Here is a 21,835-nt window from a genome sequence, read left to right as displayed (position 1 = left end):
TGGGCCGGCTTGAGCCGAGAAAACCCCCTCCCCCTACCCCCCTCCCGCGAGGGGAGGGGGGGACTCAAAAGAGGCGATGTGTGAATGTCGTAGCCCGCAAGGGGAGGGGGAGGATCGAAAAAGGGCGGTGCGGTCTGGTTTGCGCCCTACGGCTGGTCCCGCTTCAGGTCCAGCCAGTCGCGCTCGGAGTCGGTCAGGGTGACCGACAGGCCCTCGATGTTGCGGCGGCTCTCGTCCAGCGTGCGCGGGCCGGACAGGGCGAAGGTGGCGAAGGGCTGCGACAGCACCCAGGCCATGGCGATCTGCACCGGGCTTGTGCCCTTGGCCTCGGCCAAAGCGATGGCGCGGCGGCGACGCTCGAAATTGTCCTCGGCGTGCCAGCTGTGGGCGATCTCCGATTCCTCCGCCGCCCGGGACGGGTCGCCGCGTTCGGTGAAGAAGCCGCGGGCGGTCGAGGACCAGGCGAACAGCGCCGTGCCGCTCTCCTCCAGATGGCGCAGCCACTCCGGGTCGCGGGCCGAGACGCAGCCGGCCCAGACCGGCTCGACCATGCGGGCCAGGGCCAGGTTGTTGCTCAGCACCGTGAAGCCGGTCTTGCCGTTGCGCCTGGCGTAGTCATTGGCCGCCCGGAACCGCTCCAGGCTCCAGTTCGAGCCGCCGAACACGCCGATCCGGCCCTTCCGGTGCAGCGCGTCCAGCACGTCGACGAACTCGCCGACCGGCACTTGCGCGTTGTCGCGGTGCAGGAAGTAGATGTCGACGCGATCGGTGCGCAGCGCCTCCAGGCTCTGCTCCAGCTGGCTTTGCGCCGCCTCCGGCGTGCAGTTCGGCGTGTGCGCGCCCTTGCCGATCAGGACGATGTTGTCGCGGACACCGGTTTTCGCCAAGTACTCGCCGAACAGCGCCTCGCAGCCGCCGCGCATGTAGATCCGGGCGGTGTCGAAGCAGTTGCCGCCGCGCTCGATATAGTCGTCGAACAGCGGCGCCGCCTGGGCCAGGTCGTCCTGGTTGTCGACGCCCATCACCATGCGGGCGACGGGCTTGGCGACGCCGGGGATCGTGCCGTAGATCATCTCTCGCTTCCCTTATTCCGTCCGCCAGCAGGCCACGCCCTGCGGCGGCACCGCCGGCCCGCCCAGCAGGTAGCGGCCGGCATCCTTCACCGGCGCCGCCCAGTCGATCTCGCCGTAGTTGAAGGCGAAGGTCAGGTCGCCGCGGCGGCGCAGCCGCACCGCCTCCGGCAGCTCGACGAGATCCAGCCCGGCGCGGCCCAGCAGATCGGCGATGACGCCGCGCAGCAGCGCGGGGTCCGGCCAGCCGGCCAGGTAGGAGCGCCTGCCGTCGCCGACCAGGGCAGGGGCGCCGTCGGCGAAGCTGGCCTGCACCGGCAGGTCGGTCTCCAGCCATTCGCGCCAACGGCGGATGGATCCCTTCAGTCCGGCCCCCTCGACCGGCTCGACCAGGTTCGGGCGCAGCGAGGCGACCTGGGTGACCTTCAGCGGCAGCAGCTCCTGCAGCAGCCCCGGCGGCAGCCCGTCCGGGATGGCGAAGTCGCGGGTCTTCGAGCCGGTGCGCGGCCCGAACAGGATGACCGCATCGGTGGCGGCGAAGGCCTGCCGCGCCGCCTCCGATACCTGCGCCAGCGACGGCACCACCACCGCCTTGTAGCCAGCCAGGGACGCGCCGGGGCGAACCATGTCGACATCCAGGCCGAGGCGGCGGATCGCCTCGTACCAGCGGAACGCCAGGTCGGTGTAGCGGAAGTCGCGGCCCTGCGGCTGGATCCGGGTGATCCAGGAGGTCTCGTAGTCGAACACCAGCGCCACCGGGGCCTGGCCGGAGGCGGGCAGGGCGCCGAGCCGCGCCAGCTCCTGGCCCACCTGCGTCGCCTCCTGGCCGCCCGGCGAGAGCTTGCGGTCCGGCCGGTTCAGCCCGGCATGCATCTGCTCTTGCGCGAAGGGGCATTGCCGCCAGCGGAAATAGCTGACCACTTCGGCGCCGTGGGCCAGCGCCTCCCAGCTCCACAGCCGGACCATGCCGGGCTTCGGCACCGGGTTCCAGGCGGCCCAGTTCACCGGCCCGGGCTGCTGCTCCATCACCCACCAGCGGCCGCGGCCGACGGCGCGGTACAGGTCGTGGTTGAACGGCGCCAGGTCGGGATGCGAGGTGCGGGCCCAGCGCGCCCGCTCGTCATCGTCGCAGGCGATCTTCTCCAACGTGCCCAGCGGGTAGCTGTCCCAGGACGCGATGTCGAGATCCTCGCCCAGCGGCCAGTGGTCGAACTCCTGGAAGAAGCCCATGAAATTGTGGGTGACGAAGCGGCCGGGCGAATGCCGGCGGATGATCTCGACCTGCATCCGGTTGTAGGACGCGACCTGGTCCGAGGCGAAGCGCCAATAGTCCAGCCGCGCCGCCGGATTGGTCTCGGTCACCGCGCCGACCGGGGCGATGATCTCGTCGAAGCCGCCGGCCTCCATCGACCAGAACACGTTGCCCCAGGCCTGGTTCAGCGCCTCGGGCGTCTGGTAGCGGTGGCGCAGCCAGGTGCGGAAGGCGGCGACGTCCTCGGGACCGTAGGACAGCACGGTGTCGTGGCAGCCGAACTCGTTGTCGGTCTGCCAGCCGGCGACCGCGTCGTAGGCGCCGTAGCGCCGCGCCACTTCCTCGGTGATGCGGGCGCTCTCCCTCAGCCAGACGCGGCTGGAGAAGCTGGTGTGCCGGCGCGAGCCGAAGCCGCGGGTGCGGCCGTTCTCGTCGACCGGCAGGATGTCCGGATGGCGGTCGACCAGCCATTTCGGCGGCGTCGCCGTCGGCGTGCACATCACCACCTTCAGCCCGGCCGCGCCCAGCGTGTCGATGGCGCGGTCCAGCCAGCCCCAGTCGAAGCGCCCCGGCTCCGGCTCGATCCGCGACCAGGCGAATTCGGCGATGCGGACGAAGCTGATGCCGACCTCGCGCATCCGGCGGGCATCGTCCTCCCACCACTCTTCGGGCCAGTGTTCCGGGTAATAGCAGACGCCGAGCATGCGGAAGCCTCGTCAGGAGCGAAGGGTGGGGCGCTACTTCACCGCGCCGGCGGTGATGCCGGCGACGAAGTAGCGCTGCAGGAAGATGAAGACGACGAGCATGGGCAGGGTCAGCAGCGTGGCCCCGACCATCAGGGCGCCCCAGGGCACGACGTTGAGGCCGATCAGGCTGCCCAGCGCCACCGGCGCGGTGCGGGCGCCCGGCTGGGTCGCGACCAGCAGCGGCCACAGGTAGTTGTTCCAGGAGGCGAGGAACAGGATGATCGCCAGCGCCGCCATGCTGGGCCGCACCAGCGGCAGGGCGATGGAGAAGAAGATCCGGCCCTCGCGCGCACCGTCGATGCGGGCGGCGTCCAGCAGTTCCTGCGGCAGCGACAGGAAGGTCTGGCGCATGAACAGCACGCCGATCGAGTTGAACAGCGGCGGCACGATCACCGCGATCCAGGTGTTCGACAGGCCCAGGTCGCGGGCCACCAGCACGTATTGCGGGATGATCACCACGGCATAGGGCACGGTCAGCGTCGCCACCAGCAGGCTGAAGGTCGCCTGCTTGCCGACGAACTGGAAGCGGGCGAAGGCGTAGCCGGCCATGCTGGTCAGCAGCAGCGACAGCACCGCCGAGACGGTGGCGATGCCGATCGAGTTCAGCATCGCCCGGCCGAAGCTGGCCGTGTCGTCGAGGAAAGCCCAGTTCTCCAGCAGGTTGCCGCCCGGCGTCAGCGGCAGCTCCGGCGAAAAGATGGCATAGTCCGGCAGGGTGGCGAACACCACCATCAGGTACAAGGGTGCCAGCCACAGCAGCGCCACGGGCGCCATGCCGCCGGTCAGGGCCCAGGTGCCCCAGCGCCGGCGCGATCCGATGGTGCGGAGCATCGCCATCCTCCTCAGGCCTTCCGGCCGCGGGTGAGCATGAGGTTGAGCGCCGCCATCACCGCCGCCATGGCCGCGATGGTGTAGGCGATCGCCGCGGCGTAGCCGAAGTTCAGGCTGACGAAGCCCTGCTTGTAGAGATAGGTGCCGAGCGTCTCGGTGGCGCCGCCCGGCCCGCCGCGCTCGGTGATCAGCCAGGGCTCGGTGAACAGCTGCATGGTGCCGATGATCGACAGCACCAGGCAGAACACCACGATCGGCTTCAACAGCGGCAGGGTGATGCGGAAGAAGCGGTCGACCGGCGAGGCGCCGTCGATCGCCGCCGCCTCGTACAGGTCGCGCGGGATCGACTGCAGCCCGGCCAGGAGGATGATGGCGTTGTAACCGGTCCACCGCCAGGTCACCGCCACCATGATCGTGGCCATCGCCGCGTTCGGGTCGTGCAGCCAGTCGATCGGGGCCAGGCCCAGCGCCGCGAGGCCGTGGTTGACGGCGCCGAACTGGCCGTTGAACAGCAGCCGGAACACCACCGAATAGGCGACGTCGCTGACCACCACCGGGGCGAAGAAGGCGAAGCGATAGATCGGCCGCAGCTTCAACAGCGGCGAGTTCAAGGCCAGGGCCAGCAGCGTGGCCAGGACCAGCATCACCGGCACCTGGATCACCAGGATGATCAGCGTGTTCTTCAGCGCCTCCTGGAAGGCGCGGTCGACCAGCAGGCGCCGCCAGTTGATGCCGATGTTCCAGGCCCAGGGATTGACCCGCGTGTTCTGCAGCGACAGCAGCGCCGAATCGATGATCGGCCAGCACCAGAACACGGCGAAGACGAGGAGGTAGGGCAGCAGGAACCAGTACGGTGCCAGCGCGTGGCGCCGGCGCCGCCACCCGCCGCCGGCTTCCGACAGGGCGGCGGCCGGGGCCGCGCGAGTCTGTGGGGCCCGGAGGCCGGCTCGGGTGGCGGTTCCCATCATGCAGCCTCCGTCACTCGGCCCCCATCACTCGGCGACCGGCAGGCCGGTGGCGGCAGAGATCTGCTCGGCCGCCTCGTCCAGGGTCTCCTTGGCCGATTTGCCGTTGCCCTTCAGATAGGCCAGCAGGATGCCGTCGGCGATGTTGTCGGCCTCGGCGAAGTACTGGGTGCCGCGCGCCGGCTTGATCTGCGACAGGGTGGACAGCACCACCTCCCAGACCTTCTGTCCGCCCCAATAGGGCAGCGGCTGCTGGACATAGGGATCCTGGATCGCGTCCGGCAGGGTCGGCACCAGGCCCGAGGCCTTGAGCTGGGTGATCTGGCTGTCCGGCCGGCCGTTCGCGAAGTTGATGAAGGCCAGCGCCGCCTGCGGGTTCTTCGAGGAGGCCGGGATGGCGAGTGAGGAGCCGCCGATATTGGCGGCGCGGTTGCCGCCGGCGGCGAAGGCCGGCAGCTGGAACACGCCCCATTTGCCGCTCAGCTCCGGCGCGTTGCCGCGGATCGAGCCCTCATACCAGGCGCCGTAGACCGAGCTGGCCAGCCGGTTGGCCTTGATCGCCTGCAGGCTGCCGTCCCAGTCGCCCTCCATGAACAGGCCGGCATCGGTGATCTTCTTCACCGTCTCCAGCGCCTGGACGCAGCCGGGCTGGTTGACCGTGATGTTTTCGCCGCTGTCGTCGAAGAAGGCGCAGCCGGCCTGGTTGGCCAGGATGCGGAACCAGGTCGTGCTGGTCGCACCGCTGTTGGTCGACAGGAACTTGACGTCGGGTCCGGCCTTGGCCTGCACCGCCTTGCCGGCGGCGATGAAATCGTCCCAGGTCGCGATCTTGGCCGGGTCGACGCCGGCGGCCTCATACATGTCGCGGCGGTAGAACACCACGGCCGGCCCGGAATCCCAGGGCATGGCGTAGATCTTGTCGCCGACGGTCAGCTCCGCCAGCTTGAATTTCGGGAATTTGGCGAGGAGGTCGGCCTCCTTCGCATCGAGCGACTTCAGGTCGGCGAAGCAGTCCGGGAAGCGGGCCCAGAACACCTCGGATTCATGGTTCTCGACCGAATAGACGTCCGGCATGTTGATGCCGCCGGCGGAGCAGCCGGCCAGGCCGCGGTCGTAGACCGGCTGGTTGCCCAGGTCCTCGACCGTCACCTTGACGTTCGGATAGGCCTTGTTGAAGTCGGGGACCACGGCCTTCAGGGCCGTCGCCGCCACGTTCCAGCTCCAGACCGTGATCTCGCCCTTCACGTCCGACTGCGCCATCGCCGGCGCCGTCAGGGCTAAGACGGCCGCGCCGGCCAGGCCGGACATCATGCCGGCGATCCTGCCGAGTCTGCTCATAGGGTCCTCCCTCATATCGTGTCTGGTCCGGCGGACGGGTCCAGCCTGCCACAGGCAGGACCGTCTTCGCGGAGCTTATCGTCGCCTTGCGCCTGGAGTATGAATCCGATGGTTTCCGCATGTCGTCCCGATCAGGGACGAATTCTTCCGGGATCCTAAGGTCGACGATGAGCCGAGCCTCGACTGCACGCATACCGAGACTGCCGGGCCTGTCCGAGCGGATCGTCAGCGCCGACACCAGGCGCGAGGTGCTGGTGATGCGGCGGGCGCACCAGCACAGCCAGATCGAGCTGAACCTGATGCTGGAGGGGGCCGCGACCTATCTGTTCAACGGCAGGCGGGTGACCATCGGGGCCGGCGACTTCGTGTTCTTCTGGGGCGCCATCCCGCACCAGACGATCGAGGCCTCCAGCCCGGCCAGTTTCGTCTGCCTGTACCTGCCGATCGAGATGTTCCTCAGCGCCGCACTGGGGCCGCGGCTGAAGAGCGCGGTGCTGGGCGGCAGCATGATCGGCGACCGGGCGCCGCTGCCCTTCGACGCCGCCCAGTTCGAGCACTGGCATGCGGAGCTGAACCACGGCGACGACCTGGTCACCGCCCTGGTGCGGCAGGAGATCGAGCAGCGGCTGCGGCGCAGCGACCTGTGCGGCTGGGAGGTGCTGAGCGACACCGGCGACGGCGCCGCCGCCTCCGAGGGACGGCACGCCAAGGTCTGGGCCATGGCCGGCTTCATCGCCGCCCATGCCAGCGAGGCGATCTCGGTGTCCGACGTGGCGGCCTCGGTCTGCCTGCACCCGAACTACGCCATGGCGATCTTCCGCGAGGCGCTGGGCCTGAGCATCGGCGGCTATCTCACCCGCCAGCGCCTCTATGTCGCCCAGGCGCTGCTGCTGTCGACCGACACCGACATCGTCACGGTCGCCTTCGAGGCCGGCTTCGGCTCGGTGTCGCGCTTCTACGAGGCCTTCAGCCGCCACTTCGCCATGCCGCCCCGCCAGTTCCGCATCCTCTATCGCGGCGGCGGGTGAGGGGGAGACCGATTGAGAGACTTTCACTATTTCCCCATTCGTCATGGCGAGCCCCGAAGGGGCGTGGCCATCCAGGTTGGCGGGGCTCGCTCCGGCTGCGAGACTGGATGGCCACGCTTCGCTCGCCATGACGGTGTGGAGGCATGTGCCTGTTCTCTAAATCAAATCGAGATACAGGTCCCGCCAGTCCGGATTCATCGCCTCAATCAGACCCAGCTTCTTCTTTCGTGATCCGCCCTGGATCTGCTTCTCGCGGGCGATGGCGTCGATCATCGACGTATGTGGCTCGCACCACACCAGGAGCTTGCAGCCGTATCGGGACGTGAAGCCCGGGATGAGCCCTTCTCGATGCTCGTAGACGCGGCGCTGCAGATTGGATGTCACGCCGGTATACAGCGTGCCGTTGCGCTTGTTCGCCATGATGTAGACGAAGGGCTGCATGGCTGTGATCTCGCATCTCTTGACGCAGCCGGAAGGCGCGGAGCCGGAATGACGGCAAGGGCCCTGCCGTAGATGCAAAGGTGAGAGAAAGCGAGCCGATACTATGTTGCTGGAGTGTCGGGCCGGGTTTGCCCGCCAGGCGGGGGCAAAGTGGTATGCGTGTCGGGAATAACCAAATCCAGTTCGTGCTGACCACCGAATCGCTCGACTACCTTATTCTCGTAGGCATATCGGTCGCTCGACGACTCGGCCATTTCTAGGACCCGACCAAGATGCATACGAAGAGCACGCGCACCGATTTCATTCAGAAACTGGAATAGCTTTTTTTGCCGGTCGCCATCCTTGGCTTTCAGCACCTTTAGAAGTTCATAGATTTTTCCGCTGCTTTTAGCTAGCGGGTGATAGATGTGCCGGACGGTGAGGTATTTAAAATGCCAAGGCTTACCTCTCTCGAGGACAGGGGTGCCGTATAGACGATACCATTGCATATAAAGTTCGTTCGGGAATTCGGGTTCGTACTTTCTCGCCTCTTCCTGAATATAAAGCTTAAAAGCGGCGATCACCTCTTCAGCCGCTGGATTATAACCTGCTAGGGCATACACCAGCCCCTTGATTCCTGCCTTCGCTGATGCGCCGACGATAATATGGGCCTGAGTGGCTAGGTTCGCTTGTCTTTTGAGGAGTTTGCCGTCGGCCTCGGCCTTAATGATTGCCTTGCATACATCGATAAGCATCGTTACGTCGTAGCCGTGGACGGTTGTATTCGCCGCCGTGCCAACGCCTTGAAAAACAATTGGATTATCTAATTTCTCAACCAGTTCGTCACCGAGGTACGGAGCAATTTTCGCTCCTTTCACGGACCTCAGAAACTGCTTGCCACTACCCTCTTTCGGGAAACCCAGCGCCTCCCCCATTCCGCGCTGGCTGATAACAGCTGTCCTGTTCTCGTCGTCCAGGACGTAGCACTCGACATCGATTCCGAAATCTCTCTGGAAGTTGCCTTTGTGGGTTGCCTTCGCACCCCATCTGGCACGTGCTGCTTTTCTTGCGATTTCACTCAGCTTCGCGGGTGACAACGAACCAGCACGCGCTTTCCCGCCGGCACGGCCACGAATATCATCGTCACTCAAAGCAAGCATCCTTTCGCCAGCTATATGCTTGCATGTTAAGTTCTTGCCCAGGTGTTTGCAAGCATCGAATCATAGATCGGATGCGTGCAGACGTGCTTGCCATTAAGCGCCGTGCTATCCGTGTGGCTGCGGGACTGGATGGCCACGCTTCGCTCGCCATGACGAGGATGGTCAGCCTACAGCCCGTCGCCCAGTCTCCAATGCCCGCCCCAACGCGGGTCGGCCTCGTCGCGGACGTCCTGGAAGCGGATGTCGGCCGACAGGCGCATGATCCCGTCCGGATCGTCGTTCCGGGTCGCGGCGTGGATCATGTAGGGGCTGTGCAGCACGACGTCGCCGGCGGCGTAGTCGGCGGCCAGCCAGCGGCTGCCGAAGCGCTCCGCCATCGCCGGCAGGTCCTTCGAGATCCAGCCGGTCTCGGTCATGTTGCGGTTGTAGGCGCTGATCCGCTCCTCCGGCGACAGCCCGGCGTTCTTGCGGCCGAACTCCGCCTCCATCTCGCGGCCGAGGCGGTGCGAGCCTTCGAGATACAGCAGCCCGCCCATCCGCACCGGCACGTCGCCGATCGGGATCCAGGCGGTGACCAGCCGGTCGGTGCCGGCGCGCAGATAGATCAGGTCGTAATGCGCGCCGGTCGCGGCCGGGTCGCCGGGCCGGGTGAAGCGCAGGATCTTGCGCCGGTGCAGGGTGGAGTTGCCGCCGATCAGCCGGTCAATGAAGCGCCACAGCTCCGGCATCAGGCAGAAGGATTCGAAGGCCGAGGAGCGCACCAGCTCCATCAGCCGGCCGCGCGAGGCGGCATCGGCCGGGCGGTCGGCGGCCTTGCCCTCGACGGGGTCGGAGCCTTCGGCCAGCAGGCCGAACTCGGCGAATTGCGCGAAGACGTGGCGGCGGAACTCCAGCACCGCCGCCCGCGGCAGCAGCGACCGCAGCCAGAGATAGCCTTCGGCATCGTAGCGCGACCTCAGGGCGGCGAGATCCTCCGCCGGGTCGCTCGGCGCCAGCCAGCCCAGCCGCGCCGGGCTGCAGTCCAGCGCATATCCGTTCGACGACAGAGCGGACGGCAGAACGGCCGAACTCATATCCTCCTCCCATCACCGACGAGCCCTGTGGCGCTTGGCGGCCATCATGCATCCCGCAGCCCGGAATGTCGTCGCGTCCCGATGGCTTTTCCTCCGGAATCCTCAGGTCGGGCCAGTGGCGCATAAGGATTCTGGTGCGAGTGTAGAAATCCGTTTAATATCAATGAGTTAAATCTATAGCGCCACACTTCTTAGCCGAGGCTTAGAGAGATATGTCCGGGTTCCAGATGAAGCCAGTGCCTTTCCGCGGCTCACGTCTCGAAACAGGGCGTGGCCGCTGATGGACCGCGCCTCCCAGGCCGCGCTGGCCAGCATCTTCGTCGGGGCGCTGGTGCTGGGGCTCAAATTCCTGGCCTATTGGGTCACCGGCTCGGTCGCGCTGTACTCCGACGCGCTCGAGAGCATCATCAACGTGGTCGCGGCCGGCGCCGCCTTCATCGCGCTCCGGGTCTCGTCACAGCCGGCGGACGCCAACCACCCCTATGGCCATGCCAAGGCCGAGTACTTCTCGGCGGTGTTCGAGGGGCTGCTGGTGGTCCTGGCCGCGCTGTCGATCCTGCGCGAGGCCTATGCCGGCCTGCTCGACCCCCAGCCGCTCGACGCGCCGGCGCTGGGCCTGGCGATCAACGGGGTGGCGTCGGCCATCAACGCCGTCTGGGGCTGGACCCTGCTGCGCTGGGGCCGGAGCCTGCGCGCCCCGGCGCTGGTGGCCGACGGCCGGCATGTCCTGACCGACGTCTATACCTCGGGCGGGGTGCTGGTCGGCGTCGGCCTGGTGGCCGTGACCGGCTGGCAGATCCTCGATCCGATCCTCGCCGCGATCGTGGCGCTGAACATCCTGTGGTCGGGCTACGTCATGGTCCGGGATTCGGTCGGCGGCCTGATGGACGAGGCGGTGCCGCCGGAGACCATGGCGCGCATCCGCGAGGCGATCGCCCGCACCGGCGGCGGCGCGCTGGAGGCCCATGACGTGCGCACCCGGCATGCCGGGCGGCTGACCTTCATCGACTTCCACCTCGTGGTGCCTGGCACGATGAGCGTCTCCGAAGCGCACGACATCTGCGACCGGATCGAGGCGACGCTGAAGCAGGACATCGGCGCCGACACGATCATCAGCATCCATGTCGAGCCGGAGGAGAAGGCCAAGCACGCCGGCGTGGCCATCGCCCGGAACCGGCCCCGCCAAACGGCGCCGGAAGCCAGCGAGACCTAGCCGGCGGCGGCGGTGACCATCACGTCGACCGTGCCGACGCCGTCGAACTCGGCCTCGGCCCGGGCGCCCGGCTTCACCACATGCACGCCGGTGGTCATGCCGGTCAGCACCCAACTGCCGGCGGGCAGGTCCCGGCCGCGGCGGCCGAGATGCTCGGCCAGGAAGGCGAGGGAGGCGATCGGCCCGCCGCCGGCGACGCGGGCGGCACTGCCCTCGCCGACCACCTCGCCGTCGACCCGCATCCGCACGGTCCAGTCGGACGGCACCCGGCTGTCCCACGCCGCGATCTCGGGTCCGAGCACGAGGCCGGCATTGTTGCCGAAATCGCTGGCCACGGCGCCGGGGCCGAGGTCGTTCAGCGTCGCCAGCGGGCTGCCGGCGATCTCCATCCCGGCATGGACCGCGGCCACGAAAGGCTGCATCTCCTCGATCGTGCGCGGCCGCGCCTCGGCCGGGATGTCGCGGCCGATCCGCAGCACGAATTCGGCCTCCACCGCGCCGAAGCCGCCGCGGATCACCGGCGTCTCCACCCGGCGCTCGCGGGCGTCGCGGAAGTTGCGGGCGAAGACCGGGCCGGCCAGGCGCGGCGCGCCGTAGCGCGGCCGCCAGGTCTCGGCGATGCCGGCCACCTTCCAGCCGACCAGCGCGTCGGTCCACAGGCCGATCGCCTCCTCCTGCACCGCATAGGCGGTCGGGAGATCCGGCGGCAGCGTGCCGGGATAGTCCGGCAGGGCGCGGGCGGCGCGGCGCGCCTCGGTGAAGGCGATGGCCAGGTCGCGGCTCGAACTCATGGCAGGCTCCGTCGGCTTATCTGCATTCTTGTGTATGGTAGTATGGGCTGTTATGCAAGGCGGCAACATGCAGGATCAGTCGTGAAGATCGACTCCGCCCACAGCTTCGAATCCGCCGCGCATCGGCTGGAGCGCGAGCTGCGTCGCGCCATCGTGGCGCTGGAGCTGCCGCCCGGCGCCCGGCTGTCTGAGCAGGAGATCGCGCAGCGCTACGGCGTGTCGCGCCAGCCGGTGCGCGAGGCGCTGATCGCGCTGGCGAAGACCCGGCTGGTCGAGGTGCAGCCGCAGCGCGGCACGGTGGTGGTCAAGCTGTCGGTGCGGCGGATGGCGGAGGCGCGCTTCGTCCGCGAGACCGTCGAGGTGGCGCTGGTGCGGCGCGCCTGCGAAGGCTTCGATCGGTCGAGCCGCGAGCGCATCGACGACCTGCTGGACGCCCAGGCCAAGGCCGCGTCGCGCGGCAACCACAACGATTTCCAGCGCTATGACGAGCTGTTCCACATCGCCATCGCCGAGGGGGCCGGCTGCGGCCTGGCCTGGATGGCGGTGGAGGACCTCAAGGCGCATATGGACCGGATCTGCACCCTGACGCTGCCGGGCGCCGAGGCGATGCTGCCGCTGGTCGACCAGCACCGCGCGATCATGGCGGCGATCGACGCCCGCGACGCGGACGCGGCGGAGCGGGCGATGCGCCATCACCTGACCGAGATCCTGCGCGCCCTGCCGCGGATCGAGGCCGAGCACCCCGAATTGTTCGACGAGCCCGCCCCGGGCCGGACCAGATAGACGCGAACCCGATAGACGAGGACAGCATGAGCGACGCCCCGACCACCCGCCAGGCGGTGCATTACGAGCAGGCCGAGATGCTCGACGGCGAGGATCTGCGCCGGCATTTCCTGATCGAGCAGCTGATGGCGCCGGGCATGCTGAGCGCCACCTACACCCATTATGACCGGATGCTGGTGATGGGGGCAGTGCCGACCGACGCGCCGCTGGTGGTCGGCGAGGATCTGGCCAGGCTGGTCGGCAGCGCCACGCTGCTGGAGCGGCGCGAGCTTGGCCTGATCAATGTCGGTGGGCCGGGCCGGGTCACCGCTGACAGCACCGTGTTCGAGGTCGGGCCGCAGGCCGCGCTCTATCTCGGCAAGGGCATCGCCTCGGTCGCCTTCGCCAGCGTCGACCCGGCCAACCCGGCGAAGTTCTACATCAACTCGACCCCGGCCCATGCCGCCCTGCCGTCGCGGGTGGTGGCCAAGGGCCAGGCGATCGTGAAGGAGCTGGGCGCTCCCGAGACCAGCAATCGCCGCACCCTGCACCAGTACCTGCACCCCGAGGTGCTGCCGACCTGCCAGCTGCTGATGGGGCTGACCCGGCTGCACAGCGGCAGCGTCTGGAACACCATGCCGGCGCATACCCATGACCGGCGGATGGAGGCGTATTTCTACTTCGAGCTGCCGGCCGAGGCGGTGGTGATGCATTTCATGGGCCGGCCCGCGGCCACCCGTCACCTGGTGGTGCGCAACGAGCAGGCGGTGCTGTCGCCGCCCTGGTCGATCCATTGCGGTGCCGGCACCGCCGCCTATGCCTTCATCTGGAGCATGGCCGGCGACAACCAGGCCTTCACCGACATGGACTTCGTCGCCATGGGGGACTTGCTGTGAGCCTGTTCGACCTCACCGGCCAGGTGGCGCTGGTCACCGGGGCGCGCACCGGGCTCGGCCGCGGCATCGCCCTGGCACTGGCCGAGGCTGGGGCCGACATCGCCGGGCTCGGCTCACGCCCGATGCCGGAGACCGCGGCGGCGATCGCCGGCACCGGCCGCCGCTTCGTCGAGGTGGTGCGCGACCTCGAGGACTCCTCCGGGCTCGACGCGGTGGTGGCCGACATCGTCGCCCGGCTCGGCCGGATCGACATCCTGGTCAACAATGCCGGCATCATCCGCCGCGCCGACCTGCTGGAGTTCAGCGAAGCGGACTGGGATGCGGTGATGGCGGTCAACCTGAAGAGCGCCTTCTTCCTCAGCCAGGCCGTGGCCCGGCACATGGTGGGGCAGGGCATCCAGGGCCGGATCATCCATGTCGCCTCGGTGCTGTCCTTCCAGGGCGGCATCCGGGTGCCGTCCTACACCGCGGCCAAGCACGGCATCGCCGGCCTGACCCGGGCGATGGCGAACGAGCTGGCGCCGAAGGGCATCACCGTCAACGCCATCGCCCCCGGTTACATGGAGACCGACAACACCGAGGCGCTGCGCGCCGACCCGGTGCGCACCCGGCAGATCCTCGACCGGATTCCGGCCGGCCGCTGGGGCGTGCCGCAGGACCTGGCGACGGCGGCGCTGTTCCTGGCCTCGCCGCACAGCGGCTACGTCACCGGGACGCTGCTGCCGGTCGATGGCGGCTGGCTGGCGCGGTGAGATTTTTTTGTTGGATTTTCGCCAAGTTTGCGACATAATTGGGCATTCAATCGATTAAGATTGAAGCTATATTTCCATTCGTTTTATTCTCGCCGATGCCGGTTCCGGGCCCTCTCTCGATGGCTCGGAATCGGCATCACGCGTTTGGTCATTGTCGATCCAATTTTCAGGAGCATTTCAGATGGAATCCTATCTCGCCACGGTCATGGGCTGGGCCCCGAACTTCGCGCCGCGCGGCTGGGCCTTCTGTGGGGGCCAGATTCTGGCGATCTCGCAGAACACGGCGCTGTTCAGCCTGCTCGGCACCACCTATGGCGGCAACGGCCAGACCACCTTCCAACTGCCCAACCTGTTCGGCCGGACGCCAATCGGTGCCGGGCAGGGTGGGGGGCTGCCCTCCTATGAGCTCGGGCAGGTCGGCGGCACGCCGAGCACCACCCTGACCACCAACAACCTGCCGGCGCATGTCCATGACGGATCGACGCTCACTGCGCTCGAGAAGGTCGCCACCACGGCGGCCAACACCGCCCAGACCGTAGCGACAGACACCTCGATCCTGGGCGCGCCGAACTTCCTGGACTCGAGCTCCGGTTCGACCATCGACGTCAACACCTTCGCCAACAACACCGCCAATCCCTCGGTCAACATCAAGCTCGCGGTCAGCGGCACGACCGGCCCGACCGGCGGCACCCAGCCCTTCTCGATCATGCCGCCCTATCTGGCGATCAACTGGATCATCGCGCTGGAAGGCATCTTCCCGCCGCGCAGCTAAGGGAGCGCCGCGATGCTGGCCGAGCTCAGCTTCGACGACTTCAAGGACCACCGTGGCCAGACCTTCGTGGTCGAGGGGCCGGGCGGGCGGGTGGAGGCGACGCTCGTCGCCGTCCGCCTCTCGCCCTACGAATCGCCGGGCCTGCTGCGGCGCCACCCCTTCGCGATCCTGTTCACGGCGCCGCCGACGCCCGATCTCGGCTCGCAGGTCTACAACATCCGGCACCCGTCCAAGGGGCTGATGGAGGGCGTCTTCATCAACCCCGTGGTGCCGGCGGCGATGGACCAGCCGAAGGCCCAGGGCGTCCGCTTCTACGAGGCGGTGTTCAACTGAGCAGGGCTTGGTCGATCGCGGCCAGGATCCGGTCCCGCAACGCATCGAGGCCTCGGGCCAGGTCGCGGTGCTCCCGGACCAGCGCCGCGATCGACCGCCTTTCTTCCGAATTCGGGTCGGAGCCCGACCTGACCGCGTCGGCCAGCCGCGTCTCCGCCGCGTAGCGGCGGTGGTCCAGCGCGCCCAGCGCCGTGTCCAGGCGCATCCACTCCGCCAGCAGCTCACCCGCCGCGTCCGCGCCCCGCGCGTGCAGCGTCTCGATCGCCCGCCGCAGCGGCAGCCGGGAGGCGGTGTGGCTGCAGGCGAGCTGGGTGTCGCGCCGCCCGGCCGGGCACAGCGCCGGGCGGGCATAGCCGTCCGGCTCGACCGCATGGGCCAGCGGTTGCCCGGCTTCGTCGCGCGGCACCGCCTCATGCACCATGCCGCAGACGACGGCATGCGAGGCCGCGATCCGGTCGCGCAGCCGACTCAGCTCGATATCATGCGCGATGGTCACGCCGCCTCCTGTGCAGCAGCGGCGTCGAGATGGATCTCCGGATGCCGGCAGCGATGCAGGATGGTGGCCGGCCAGGCGGGCTCGAAGTCGCGGCTTTCCAGCAGCCGCCGCACCGCCTGCCGCTTGTGGCCGCCATGCAGGATCATCAACGCCGCCCGCGACAGGCCGGCGATGGTGCCGAGGCCGACGGACACGCCGCGGCGCGGCACCTCGGCGATGGCGGCGAAGCCGGGGAAGGTCGCCATGTTGTCGCGCCGCGTCTCCTCCGCCAGCGCGACGATGCCGGTGCCGCCCTCGGCTAGGCTGCCCGGCGGGTTGAAGGCGACATGGCCGTCGCTGGCGCCGCTGGCCAGCAGGAACAGGTCGATGCCGCCGGCGTCGCGGATTCGCCGGTCATAGGCATCCGGCCGGGCCGGATCGGCGCACCAGATCGCCGCCGCCGACAGGCGCCGCGGCGCCGGCAGCTTCGCGTTCAGCACCGCCCGGATCCCCTGCTCGGCGAAGCGGCGGCAGCTGTAATGCGCCCGCGGATCGCACAGCACCGGCCCGTCCGGCCCATCGACCAGGTACTCGTCCATCATCACCAGCACCAGGCGCGACAGGTCGAACCGGGTCATCCCGGCCAGGGCGCCGAGCGCGGCATAGACCGGCGCGGCCGAGCGGCCCGCCGGGCAACCCAGCAGATAGGGTCGGCTCTCCTCCGCCGCGCGCTCGATCCCGCCCAGGATGCGCTGGGCGACGGCGAGGCCCAGCGCATCCGGCGTCGGATGGACGGTGACCGGGATGGCGATGGTGGATCGCATGGCGGGTCCTGGCGGCCGACCGGGGCAGGCGGCAGTGTGACAGGCTGGCGCCCGGCCACGCAATCGCGGCGCCATTCAGCACTGCTGGCGCTGAATGCAATCACATCTTTCCGTTGGAACGCTGAAACCAGCACGTCTAGGACTGGTCGCCCCCGACACACAGAGGCGCCGTCATGGAATACCGTCTGCTCGGCCGCTCCGGCCTCAAGGTCTCCACCATCACCCTCGGCACCATGACCATGGGCGGGAAGGGCAACTTCGCCAAGATCGGCAATACCGACCTGGACGAGGCGCGGCGGCAGGTCGACCTGTGCCTCGACGCCGGCGTCAATCTGATCGACACTGCCGACGTCTACTCGGCCGGCGGGTCGGAGGAGATCATCGGCGAGGTGCTGGGCGGCAAGCGCAGGGCCGGTGTGCTGATCGCCACCAAGGCGCGCTTCCCGATGGGCGACGGCCCGAACGACCGCGGCCTGTCACGCCACCACCTGATCGAGGCCTGCGAGGCCAGCCTGAAACGGCTGCGCACCGACGTGATCGACCTGTACCAGGTCCATCAATGGGACGGGCAGACCCCGCTGGAGGAGACGATCGATGCGCTCGACAGCCTCGTCCGCCAGGGCAAGGTCCGCTACATCGGTGCCTCGAACTATTCCGGCTGGCACCTGATGAAGGCGCTCGGGGTCAGCGACCGCACCCATCGCCAGCGCTTCGTCAGCCAGCAGATCCACTACACGCTCGAGGCGCGCGAGGCGGAGTACGAGCTGGTGCCGGTATCGATCGACCAGGGCCTCGGCATCCTGGTGTGGAGCCCGCTGGCCGGCGGCCTCCTCTCCGGCAAGCACCGGCGTGGCGTGACGCCCGAGGGCACCCGCCAGATCGCCGGCTGGGGCGAGCCGCCGATCCGCGACGAGGACCGGCTGTGGGCTATCGTCGACGTTCTGGTCGAAATCGCCGAGGCGCGCGGTGTCTCCGGCGCCCAGGTAGCGCTGGCCTGGCTGCTGGGCCGGCCGGCGGTGACGTCAGTGATCATCGGCGGCCGCACCGAGGCGCAGCTGAAGGACAATCTCGGCGCCGCCGATCTGGTGCTGACGGCGGAGGAGCGGACGAAGCTGGACCAGGTCAGCGCGCCGCCGGTGCTGTACCCCTACTGGCACCAGCTGCGCACCGCCAAGGACCGGCTCGGCCCCGCCGACCTTTCGCTGCTGGGGCCGCATCTGTAGCCGGGGCGAGCGGTCAGGCCGTGGCGCAGGCCGCTCCCACCGGCGCCCGGCCGCGCAGCCAGCGCTGGCCGAGCAGGGCGATGGCCAGCGCTGTCGCCCCGGCCGCGACCGAGACCGAGAACCCGGCCGAGGCGCCGAACTCGTCGATGATCCGGCCGGAGGCGGAGGAGCCCACGGCCATGCCGATGCCGATCCCGGTCATCGCCCAGGTGATGCCCTCGGTCAGCTGCGACGGCGGCACCAGCCGCTCGATCAGCCCCATGGCGGTGATGATGGTGGGCGACACGGCGGCGCCGGCCAGGAACAGCACCAGCGCCAGCGCCGGGATGCTGTCGACGACCAGCAGCGGCAGGGTGGTCAGCGCCGCCAGGCCGATCGCCAGGACGAACTGGGCGGCTAGCGACAGCCGCGGCTTGATCGCCCCGAACACCAGCCCGACGATCAGCGACCCGGCGGCATAGGCGGCCAGCACCAGGCTGGCGGCGGCGGTGGCGCCATGCGCCTCGGCGAAGGCGACGGCGGTGACTTCGGCGGTGCCGAAGATGGCGCCGACCGCGACCATGGTCAGGGCGATCACCCGCACCGACCCGAGCCGGACGACGGAGCGGCCAGGCCCGGCCTCGGGCGCATGCACCGGCGGCTCGGTCGCCTTCAGCCCGCTGAACAGGGCCACGCCGGCGGCTAGCAGCAAGGTCGCGGCCAGCGGCCCGGCCTCCGGAAACACGGCGACGCTCAGCCCGATGGCGACGATCGGGCCGGTCATGAAGATCACCTCGTCGATCACGGATTCGAAAGCGAAGGCGGTGCGCAGCTGCGGCGTGTCGCGGTACAGCTCGGTCCAGCGCGCCCGCACGAACGCGCTCAGGCTCGGCATGGCGCCGGCGCCGATGGCGAACAGGAACAGGGTCCAGTCCGGCGCGCCGAACCGGGTGGCCAGCATCAGCCCGGCCATCGCCGCCACGGTGACGATCGTGGCCGGCACCGCCACCCGGCCCTGGCCGCGCCGGTCGACCAGCCGCGAGATTTGCGGCGCGATCAGCGCGTTGGCCAGGGCGAAGGCGGCGGAGACGGCGCCGGCCAGCGCGTATTCGCCGCGCGCCTGGGACAGCATGGTGACGATGCCCAGCGTCATCATCGCCAGCGGCAGTCGGGCGATGAAGCCGGCGGCCGAGAAGGCCTTGGCGCCGGGGGCGCGGAAGATCTCGGCATAGGGGTTGGTCATGGCGGCCTCCGCTGCGGGCAGCAACACTTGCATACGCACCGTATGTGAAACAGATAATTGCATGCGCTCCGTATGTCAATTAGCATACGCGCCGTATGTAAGAAGAAGGCCATGGCCCACAGACCGCGCAGCGAGATGATCGCCGAGACCCGCGCCAAGCTGCTGGCGGCGGCCCGCCATGCCTTCGGCACCAAGGGCTATGCCGAGGCGTCGATGGACGACTTCACCGCCGAGGCCGGGCTGACCCGCGGCGCGCTCTACCATCATTTCGGCGACAAGAAGGGCCTGCTGCGGGCGGTGATCGCCGAGATCGACGCCGAGATGAACGTCCGGCTGCGCGAGGTCTCCGGCCGCGCCGGCACGCCCTGGCAGGCCTTCTCGGACGAATGTATCGCCTATCTCGAGATGGCGCTGGAGCCGGAGATCCGGCGCATCGTCCTGCGCGACGGGCCGTCGGTGCTCGGCGATCCCTCGACCTGGGGCAGCCAGTCCGAATGCATCGCCCTGATGGCCGACAGCCTGCGCCGGCTGGCCGAGGACGGCGTCATCGTTCCGGTCGATCCGGAGACCACGGCGCGGCTGCTCAACGGCGCGATGCTGCACGCCGCGCAATGGATCGCCAATGCCCCCGACCCGGAGGCCGCGGCGCGGCATTCGATCAAGGCGTTCGGCGCCCTGCTGTCCGGCCTGCTGCAAGACCGAGGCTCCCGCTAGAGCTTCGCGGAGACGAAGCCCCCGATCCGGTGTTGTCCTCGAAGCGACCAGGGAAGGAGGGCCGGATGAGCGATTATCCCGTGCTGCGGCCGGAGCCGCGGATCGATGTGGACGGCACGCGCCTGCGCCAGGGCGGCTGCAGCTGCGGCGCGGTGCGCTTCACCCTGCGGGGAGAGCCGCTGAAGGTCGGCATCTGCCATTGCACCGAATGCCGCAAGGCCACCGGCGCGGTCGCCATGGCCTATGCCGACTGGCCCCGCGACGCCTTCACCGTGACCGGGGAGGTGCGCACCCATCGCGGCCGCAGCTTCTGCCCGGTCTGCGGCTCGCGCCTGTTCCATCCGGCCGAGAGCGAGGACACGGTCGAGATCCTGCTCGGCGCCCTGGACGAGGCGCCGAGCGACCTGCGGCCGACCCGCGAGGGCTGGATCATCCGCCGTCAGCCCTGGCTGGCGCCGGTGTCCGGCGCCAGCCAGTTCGACCGCGACCCAGACTGACCGCTACAGCTCGACGAACACCTCGAACCCGCCATAGATCATGCGCTTGCCGTCGAAGGGCATGGTGGCGGGGTCCCCTTTCAGCCGCGGATCGGCCATCACCTTCTTGTTGATCTCGTCGCGCGCGGCGCGGGACTCGTAGACGATCCAGGCGAAGATCACGATCTCGTCCTCCTTCGCCAGCACCGAGCGCGGGAACGAGGTCAGCTCACCATAGGGCACGTCGTCGCCGATGCATTCGACATAAGCCAGCGCGCCATGGTCCTTCCACACCGCGCCGGCATTACGCGCCATCTCCTTGTACTCCTCCAGCCTGGCCTTCGGCACCGCCAGCACGAATCCGTCTGCATAGGACATCCCGGGTCTCCTCCGTTGGTTTGGGATCGAGCATAGGACGAGCGAGAGGGGAGCGGGCCGACATCGTGGGTTCAATCCTGGCTTCTACTCGAAACCTTCCTCTCTTTCGCTCTCCCGCTCTCGCTCGTGCGCGATCCAAGAATCGAGCCGATCACGCTGTTCAGCATACCAACTCCGCACTACCGGATCCGGGTCTGACGCGAGTTCGCCGAGCATGCCTCTGCGCCTCGTTAGTATATCAGCAAGCGATCCACTCCAGCCGCTAGGTAGGAGTCGAGTATAGCCGTCACCCAAAAATTCTGCTTTGCCCGGTGCATGGCGCATCACCTCCAGAAAAAGTGGAGAAAGGCCAGCGTCTTGATCGAAGTTTTTGGTAGCGAAAAGTGATATTGCGGTCCCGAGAAGTGGATATCGAGCGGATGCATCTTTGTCGGCCCATTCACACAGCGTCGCCACATCTAAACTCTCAACCGGTGAAGATCGATCAAAGCCGAAATCGAACGGATCATGATTGTTCTGTGCCGAGTCGCGAGAAAGGAAGATGTCAAGTGCAATGTCGGGTTGTGCCTGGAGCAATCCCTCAAGAAGACGGTTGACATTATATGAATATGTTCGAAATTCCATAAGAGCTGTGCGAAGATTGATGCAGATCACGTGCGCGTCTTCTTCGGCTTCGGGAGGCGCCAAGCAGATTTTGGCGACAGCGCCTGCGTAGTGATCGCGCATTGAATGGCCATTGGAAAAGTCCGCGCGCTTGAGCAACTCCCGTCCGCAAACCAGCAGGCAATTGGCTATCGGCTTGTTGTCGTCTTTGGCGCAATGGAAATACATATAGAGGATGTCCAATGCCACATTGGCACCGCTTTCCAATTCCACGAGGCTGGACAATAGAGATGCCAAAGCCTCGGCGGGTGCATCGCTGACGACGCCACAGGCGAGGCACAAAAAGTCATCGGCCTTGAATGCTTCAGATCCAATCCCGGTCTGCAACCGCATTAAGCCTTCTTCATCGAGCGCGGCCCGCGATTGGAGATAGGGTAAGTGTCCCGCGAGAGCAGCGTCGCGCATCGCGTCATTGAGCGCTGCACTAGCGAAGACCGGATTTTGCGCGTGTACCTCTG

Annotated in this window: 24 protein-coding genes; 10 read left to right on the top strand and 14 right to left on the bottom strand. The window is 68.0% G+C overall.

Features of this window, described 5'->3' with window-relative positions; genetic code table 11:
* Positions 1 to 146: 146 nt before the first annotated feature.
* The 5 genes from AAHM41_RS28315 to AAHM41_RS28295 are packed head-to-tail and all read right to left on the bottom strand — an operon-like array spanning position 147 to position 6,202.
* A complete protein-coding gene (locus AAHM41_RS28315) occupies positions 147 to 1,073 on the bottom strand; it encodes an aldo/keto reductase (protein ID WP_342239962.1) in 927 nt (308 codons plus the stop codon).
* Between the two features lie 12 nt (positions 1,074 to 1,085).
* A complete protein-coding gene (locus AAHM41_RS28310; protein ID WP_342239961.1) occupies positions 1,086 to 3,026 on the bottom strand; it encodes a beta-galactosidase in 1,941 nt (646 codons plus the stop codon).
* Positions 3,027 to 3,059: 33 nt separating this feature from the next.
* Entirely contained in the window at positions 3,060 to 3,899 is an 840-nt protein-coding gene (locus AAHM41_RS28305) for a carbohydrate ABC transporter permease (RefSeq protein WP_342239960.1), read from the bottom strand.
* Between the two features lie 11 nt (positions 3,900 to 3,910).
* The gene (locus AAHM41_RS28300; protein WP_342239959.1) at positions 3,911 to 4,867 is read right to left on the bottom strand and encodes a carbohydrate ABC transporter permease; all 957 of its coding nucleotides are present in this window, start codon (positions 4,865 to 4,867) and stop codon (positions 3,911 to 3,913) included.
* A gap of 24 nt (positions 4,868 to 4,891) precedes the next feature.
* The gene (locus AAHM41_RS28295; protein WP_342239958.1) at positions 4,892 to 6,202 is read right to left on the bottom strand and encodes an ABC transporter substrate-binding protein; all 1,311 of its coding nucleotides are present in this window, start codon (positions 6,200 to 6,202) and stop codon (positions 4,892 to 4,894) included.
* A 167-nt stretch (positions 6,203 to 6,369) separates the two neighbouring features.
* Between AAHM41_RS28295 and AAHM41_RS28290 the strand changes: the two genes are divergently transcribed.
* Positions 6,370 to 7,230, top strand: coding sequence for a helix-turn-helix domain-containing protein (locus tag AAHM41_RS28290; RefSeq protein WP_342239957.1), 861 nt, complete (start codon positions 6,370 to 6,372; stop codon positions 7,228 to 7,230).
* Between the two features lie 156 nt (positions 7,231 to 7,386).
* Here the strand turns inward: AAHM41_RS28290 and AAHM41_RS28285 are convergent, their stop codons facing one another.
* The 3 genes from AAHM41_RS28285 to AAHM41_RS28275 form a co-directional block, all read right to left on the bottom strand.
* Positions 7,387 to 7,671 carry a GIY-YIG nuclease family protein gene (locus tag AAHM41_RS28285; protein ID WP_342239956.1) on the bottom strand — a complete coding sequence of 95 codons (285 nt, stop codon included), beginning with the start codon at positions 7,669 to 7,671 and terminating at the stop codon, positions 7,387 to 7,389.
* A gap of 101 nt (positions 7,672 to 7,772) precedes the next feature.
* Positions 7,773 to 8,801 carry a P63C domain-containing protein gene (locus AAHM41_RS28280; RefSeq protein WP_342239955.1) on the bottom strand — a complete coding sequence of 343 codons (1,029 nt, stop codon included), beginning with the start codon at positions 8,799 to 8,801 and terminating at the stop codon, positions 7,773 to 7,775.
* A 176-nt stretch (positions 8,802 to 8,977) separates the two neighbouring features.
* Complete coding sequence (locus AAHM41_RS28275) at positions 8,978 to 9,883, bottom strand: phytanoyl-CoA dioxygenase family protein (protein WP_342239954.1); 906 nt, start codon at positions 9,881 to 9,883, stop codon at positions 8,978 to 8,980.
* A 280-nt stretch (positions 9,884 to 10,163) separates the two neighbouring features.
* Here AAHM41_RS28275 and AAHM41_RS28270 point away from each other — a divergent pair, with 280 nt between their 5' ends.
* Positions 10,164 to 11,096, top strand: a complete 933-nt coding sequence (locus tag AAHM41_RS28270) for a cation diffusion facilitator family transporter (protein ID WP_342239953.1) — start codon at positions 10,164 to 10,166, stop codon at positions 11,094 to 11,096.
* Here AAHM41_RS28270 and AAHM41_RS28265 read toward each other — a convergent pair.
* Complete coding sequence (locus AAHM41_RS28265; RefSeq protein WP_342239952.1) at positions 11,093 to 11,887, bottom strand: 2-keto-4-pentenoate hydratase; 795 nt, start codon at positions 11,885 to 11,887, stop codon at positions 11,093 to 11,095. The genes AAHM41_RS28270 and AAHM41_RS28265 overlap by 4 nt on opposite strands.
* A gap of 81 nt (positions 11,888 to 11,968) precedes the next feature.
* Between AAHM41_RS28265 and AAHM41_RS28260 the strand changes: the two genes are divergently transcribed.
* The 5 genes from AAHM41_RS28260 to AAHM41_RS28240 all read left to right on the top strand — a co-directional run bounded on the left by AAHM41_RS28260 (position 11,969) and on the right by AAHM41_RS28240 (position 15,402).
* Positions 11,969 to 12,670, top strand: coding sequence for a GntR family transcriptional regulator (locus tag AAHM41_RS28260; RefSeq protein WP_342239951.1), 702 nt, complete (start codon positions 11,969 to 11,971; stop codon positions 12,668 to 12,670).
* Positions 12,671 to 12,696: 26 nt separating this feature from the next.
* Positions 12,697 to 13,545, top strand: a complete 849-nt coding sequence (kduI, locus tag AAHM41_RS28255) for a 5-dehydro-4-deoxy-D-glucuronate isomerase (RefSeq protein ID WP_342239950.1) — start codon at positions 12,697 to 12,699, stop codon at positions 13,543 to 13,545.
* On the top strand, positions 13,542 to 14,297 hold the full coding sequence (gene kduD / locus AAHM41_RS28250; protein WP_342239949.1) for a 2-dehydro-3-deoxy-D-gluconate 5-dehydrogenase KduD: 756 nt from the start codon (positions 13,542 to 13,544) through the stop codon (positions 14,295 to 14,297). Before kduI ends, kduD begins: the two co-directional genes overlap by 4 nt.
* Positions 14,298 to 14,478: 181 nt before the next feature.
* Positions 14,479 to 15,069, top strand: coding sequence for a phage tail protein (locus AAHM41_RS28245; protein ID WP_342239948.1), 591 nt, complete (start codon positions 14,479 to 14,481; stop codon positions 15,067 to 15,069).
* Between the two features lie 12 nt (positions 15,070 to 15,081).
* On the top strand, positions 15,082 to 15,402 hold the full coding sequence (locus tag AAHM41_RS28240) for a DUF6916 family protein (RefSeq protein ID WP_342239947.1): 321 nt from the start codon (positions 15,082 to 15,084) through the stop codon (positions 15,400 to 15,402).
* Here the strand turns inward: AAHM41_RS28240 and AAHM41_RS28235 are convergent.
* Both AAHM41_RS28235 and AAHM41_RS28230 read right to left on the bottom strand, forming a co-directional pair.
* Positions 15,395 to 15,898: a hypothetical protein gene (locus AAHM41_RS28235; protein ID WP_342239946.1), complete on the bottom strand. Its 504-nt coding sequence runs from the start codon at positions 15,896 to 15,898 to the stop codon at positions 15,395 to 15,397. The genes AAHM41_RS28240 and AAHM41_RS28235 overlap by 8 nt on opposite strands.
* Positions 15,895 to 16,701: a 6-phosphogluconolactonase gene (locus tag AAHM41_RS28230; RefSeq protein WP_342239945.1), complete on the bottom strand. Its 807-nt coding sequence runs from the start codon at positions 16,699 to 16,701 to the stop codon at positions 15,895 to 15,897. The genes AAHM41_RS28235 and AAHM41_RS28230 overlap by 4 nt, the downstream gene beginning before the upstream one ends.
* Before the next feature lie 173 nt (positions 16,702 to 16,874).
* Here AAHM41_RS28230 and AAHM41_RS28225 point away from each other — a divergent pair, with 173 nt between their 5' ends.
* Positions 16,875 to 17,924 (top strand): aldo/keto reductase, encoded by a 1,050-nt coding sequence (locus tag AAHM41_RS28225; protein WP_342239944.1) that lies wholly within the window; start codon positions 16,875 to 16,877, stop codon positions 17,922 to 17,924.
* Positions 17,925 to 17,937: 13 nt separating this feature from the next.
* Here AAHM41_RS28225 and AAHM41_RS28220 read toward each other — a convergent pair whose 3' ends face one another.
* Entirely contained in the window at positions 17,938 to 19,146 is a 1,209-nt protein-coding gene (locus tag AAHM41_RS28220; RefSeq protein WP_342239943.1) for an MFS transporter, read from the bottom strand.
* Between the two features lie 111 nt (positions 19,147 to 19,257).
* Here AAHM41_RS28220 and AAHM41_RS28215 point away from each other — a divergent pair, with 111 nt between their 5' ends.
* On the top strand, positions 19,258 to 19,860 hold the full coding sequence (locus AAHM41_RS28215; RefSeq protein WP_342239942.1) for a TetR/AcrR family transcriptional regulator: 603 nt from the start codon (positions 19,258 to 19,260) through the stop codon (positions 19,858 to 19,860).
* 65 nt (positions 19,861 to 19,925) lie between these two features.
* Positions 19,926 to 20,357 (top strand): GFA family protein, encoded by a 432-nt coding sequence (locus tag AAHM41_RS28210; protein ID WP_342239941.1) that lies wholly within the window; start codon positions 19,926 to 19,928, stop codon positions 20,355 to 20,357.
* Between the two features lie 3 nt (positions 20,358 to 20,360).
* On the opposite strand, the gene AAHM41_RS28205 is transcribed toward AAHM41_RS28210, so the two are convergent.
* Both AAHM41_RS28205 and AAHM41_RS28200 read right to left on the bottom strand, forming a co-directional pair.
* Positions 20,361 to 20,714: a DUF1428 domain-containing protein gene (locus tag AAHM41_RS28205; protein WP_342239940.1), complete on the bottom strand. Its 354-nt coding sequence runs from the start codon at positions 20,712 to 20,714 to the stop codon at positions 20,361 to 20,363.
* A gap of 84 nt (positions 20,715 to 20,798) precedes the next feature.
* Positions 20,799 to 21,835 (bottom strand): hypothetical protein (locus AAHM41_RS28200; protein WP_342239939.1); only part of this gene is annotated, 1,037 nt, incomplete at its 5' end.

The organism is Inquilinus sp. OTU3971, assembly GCF_038440215.1.
This window is presented reverse-complemented; position numbering and strand designations above follow the sequence as displayed.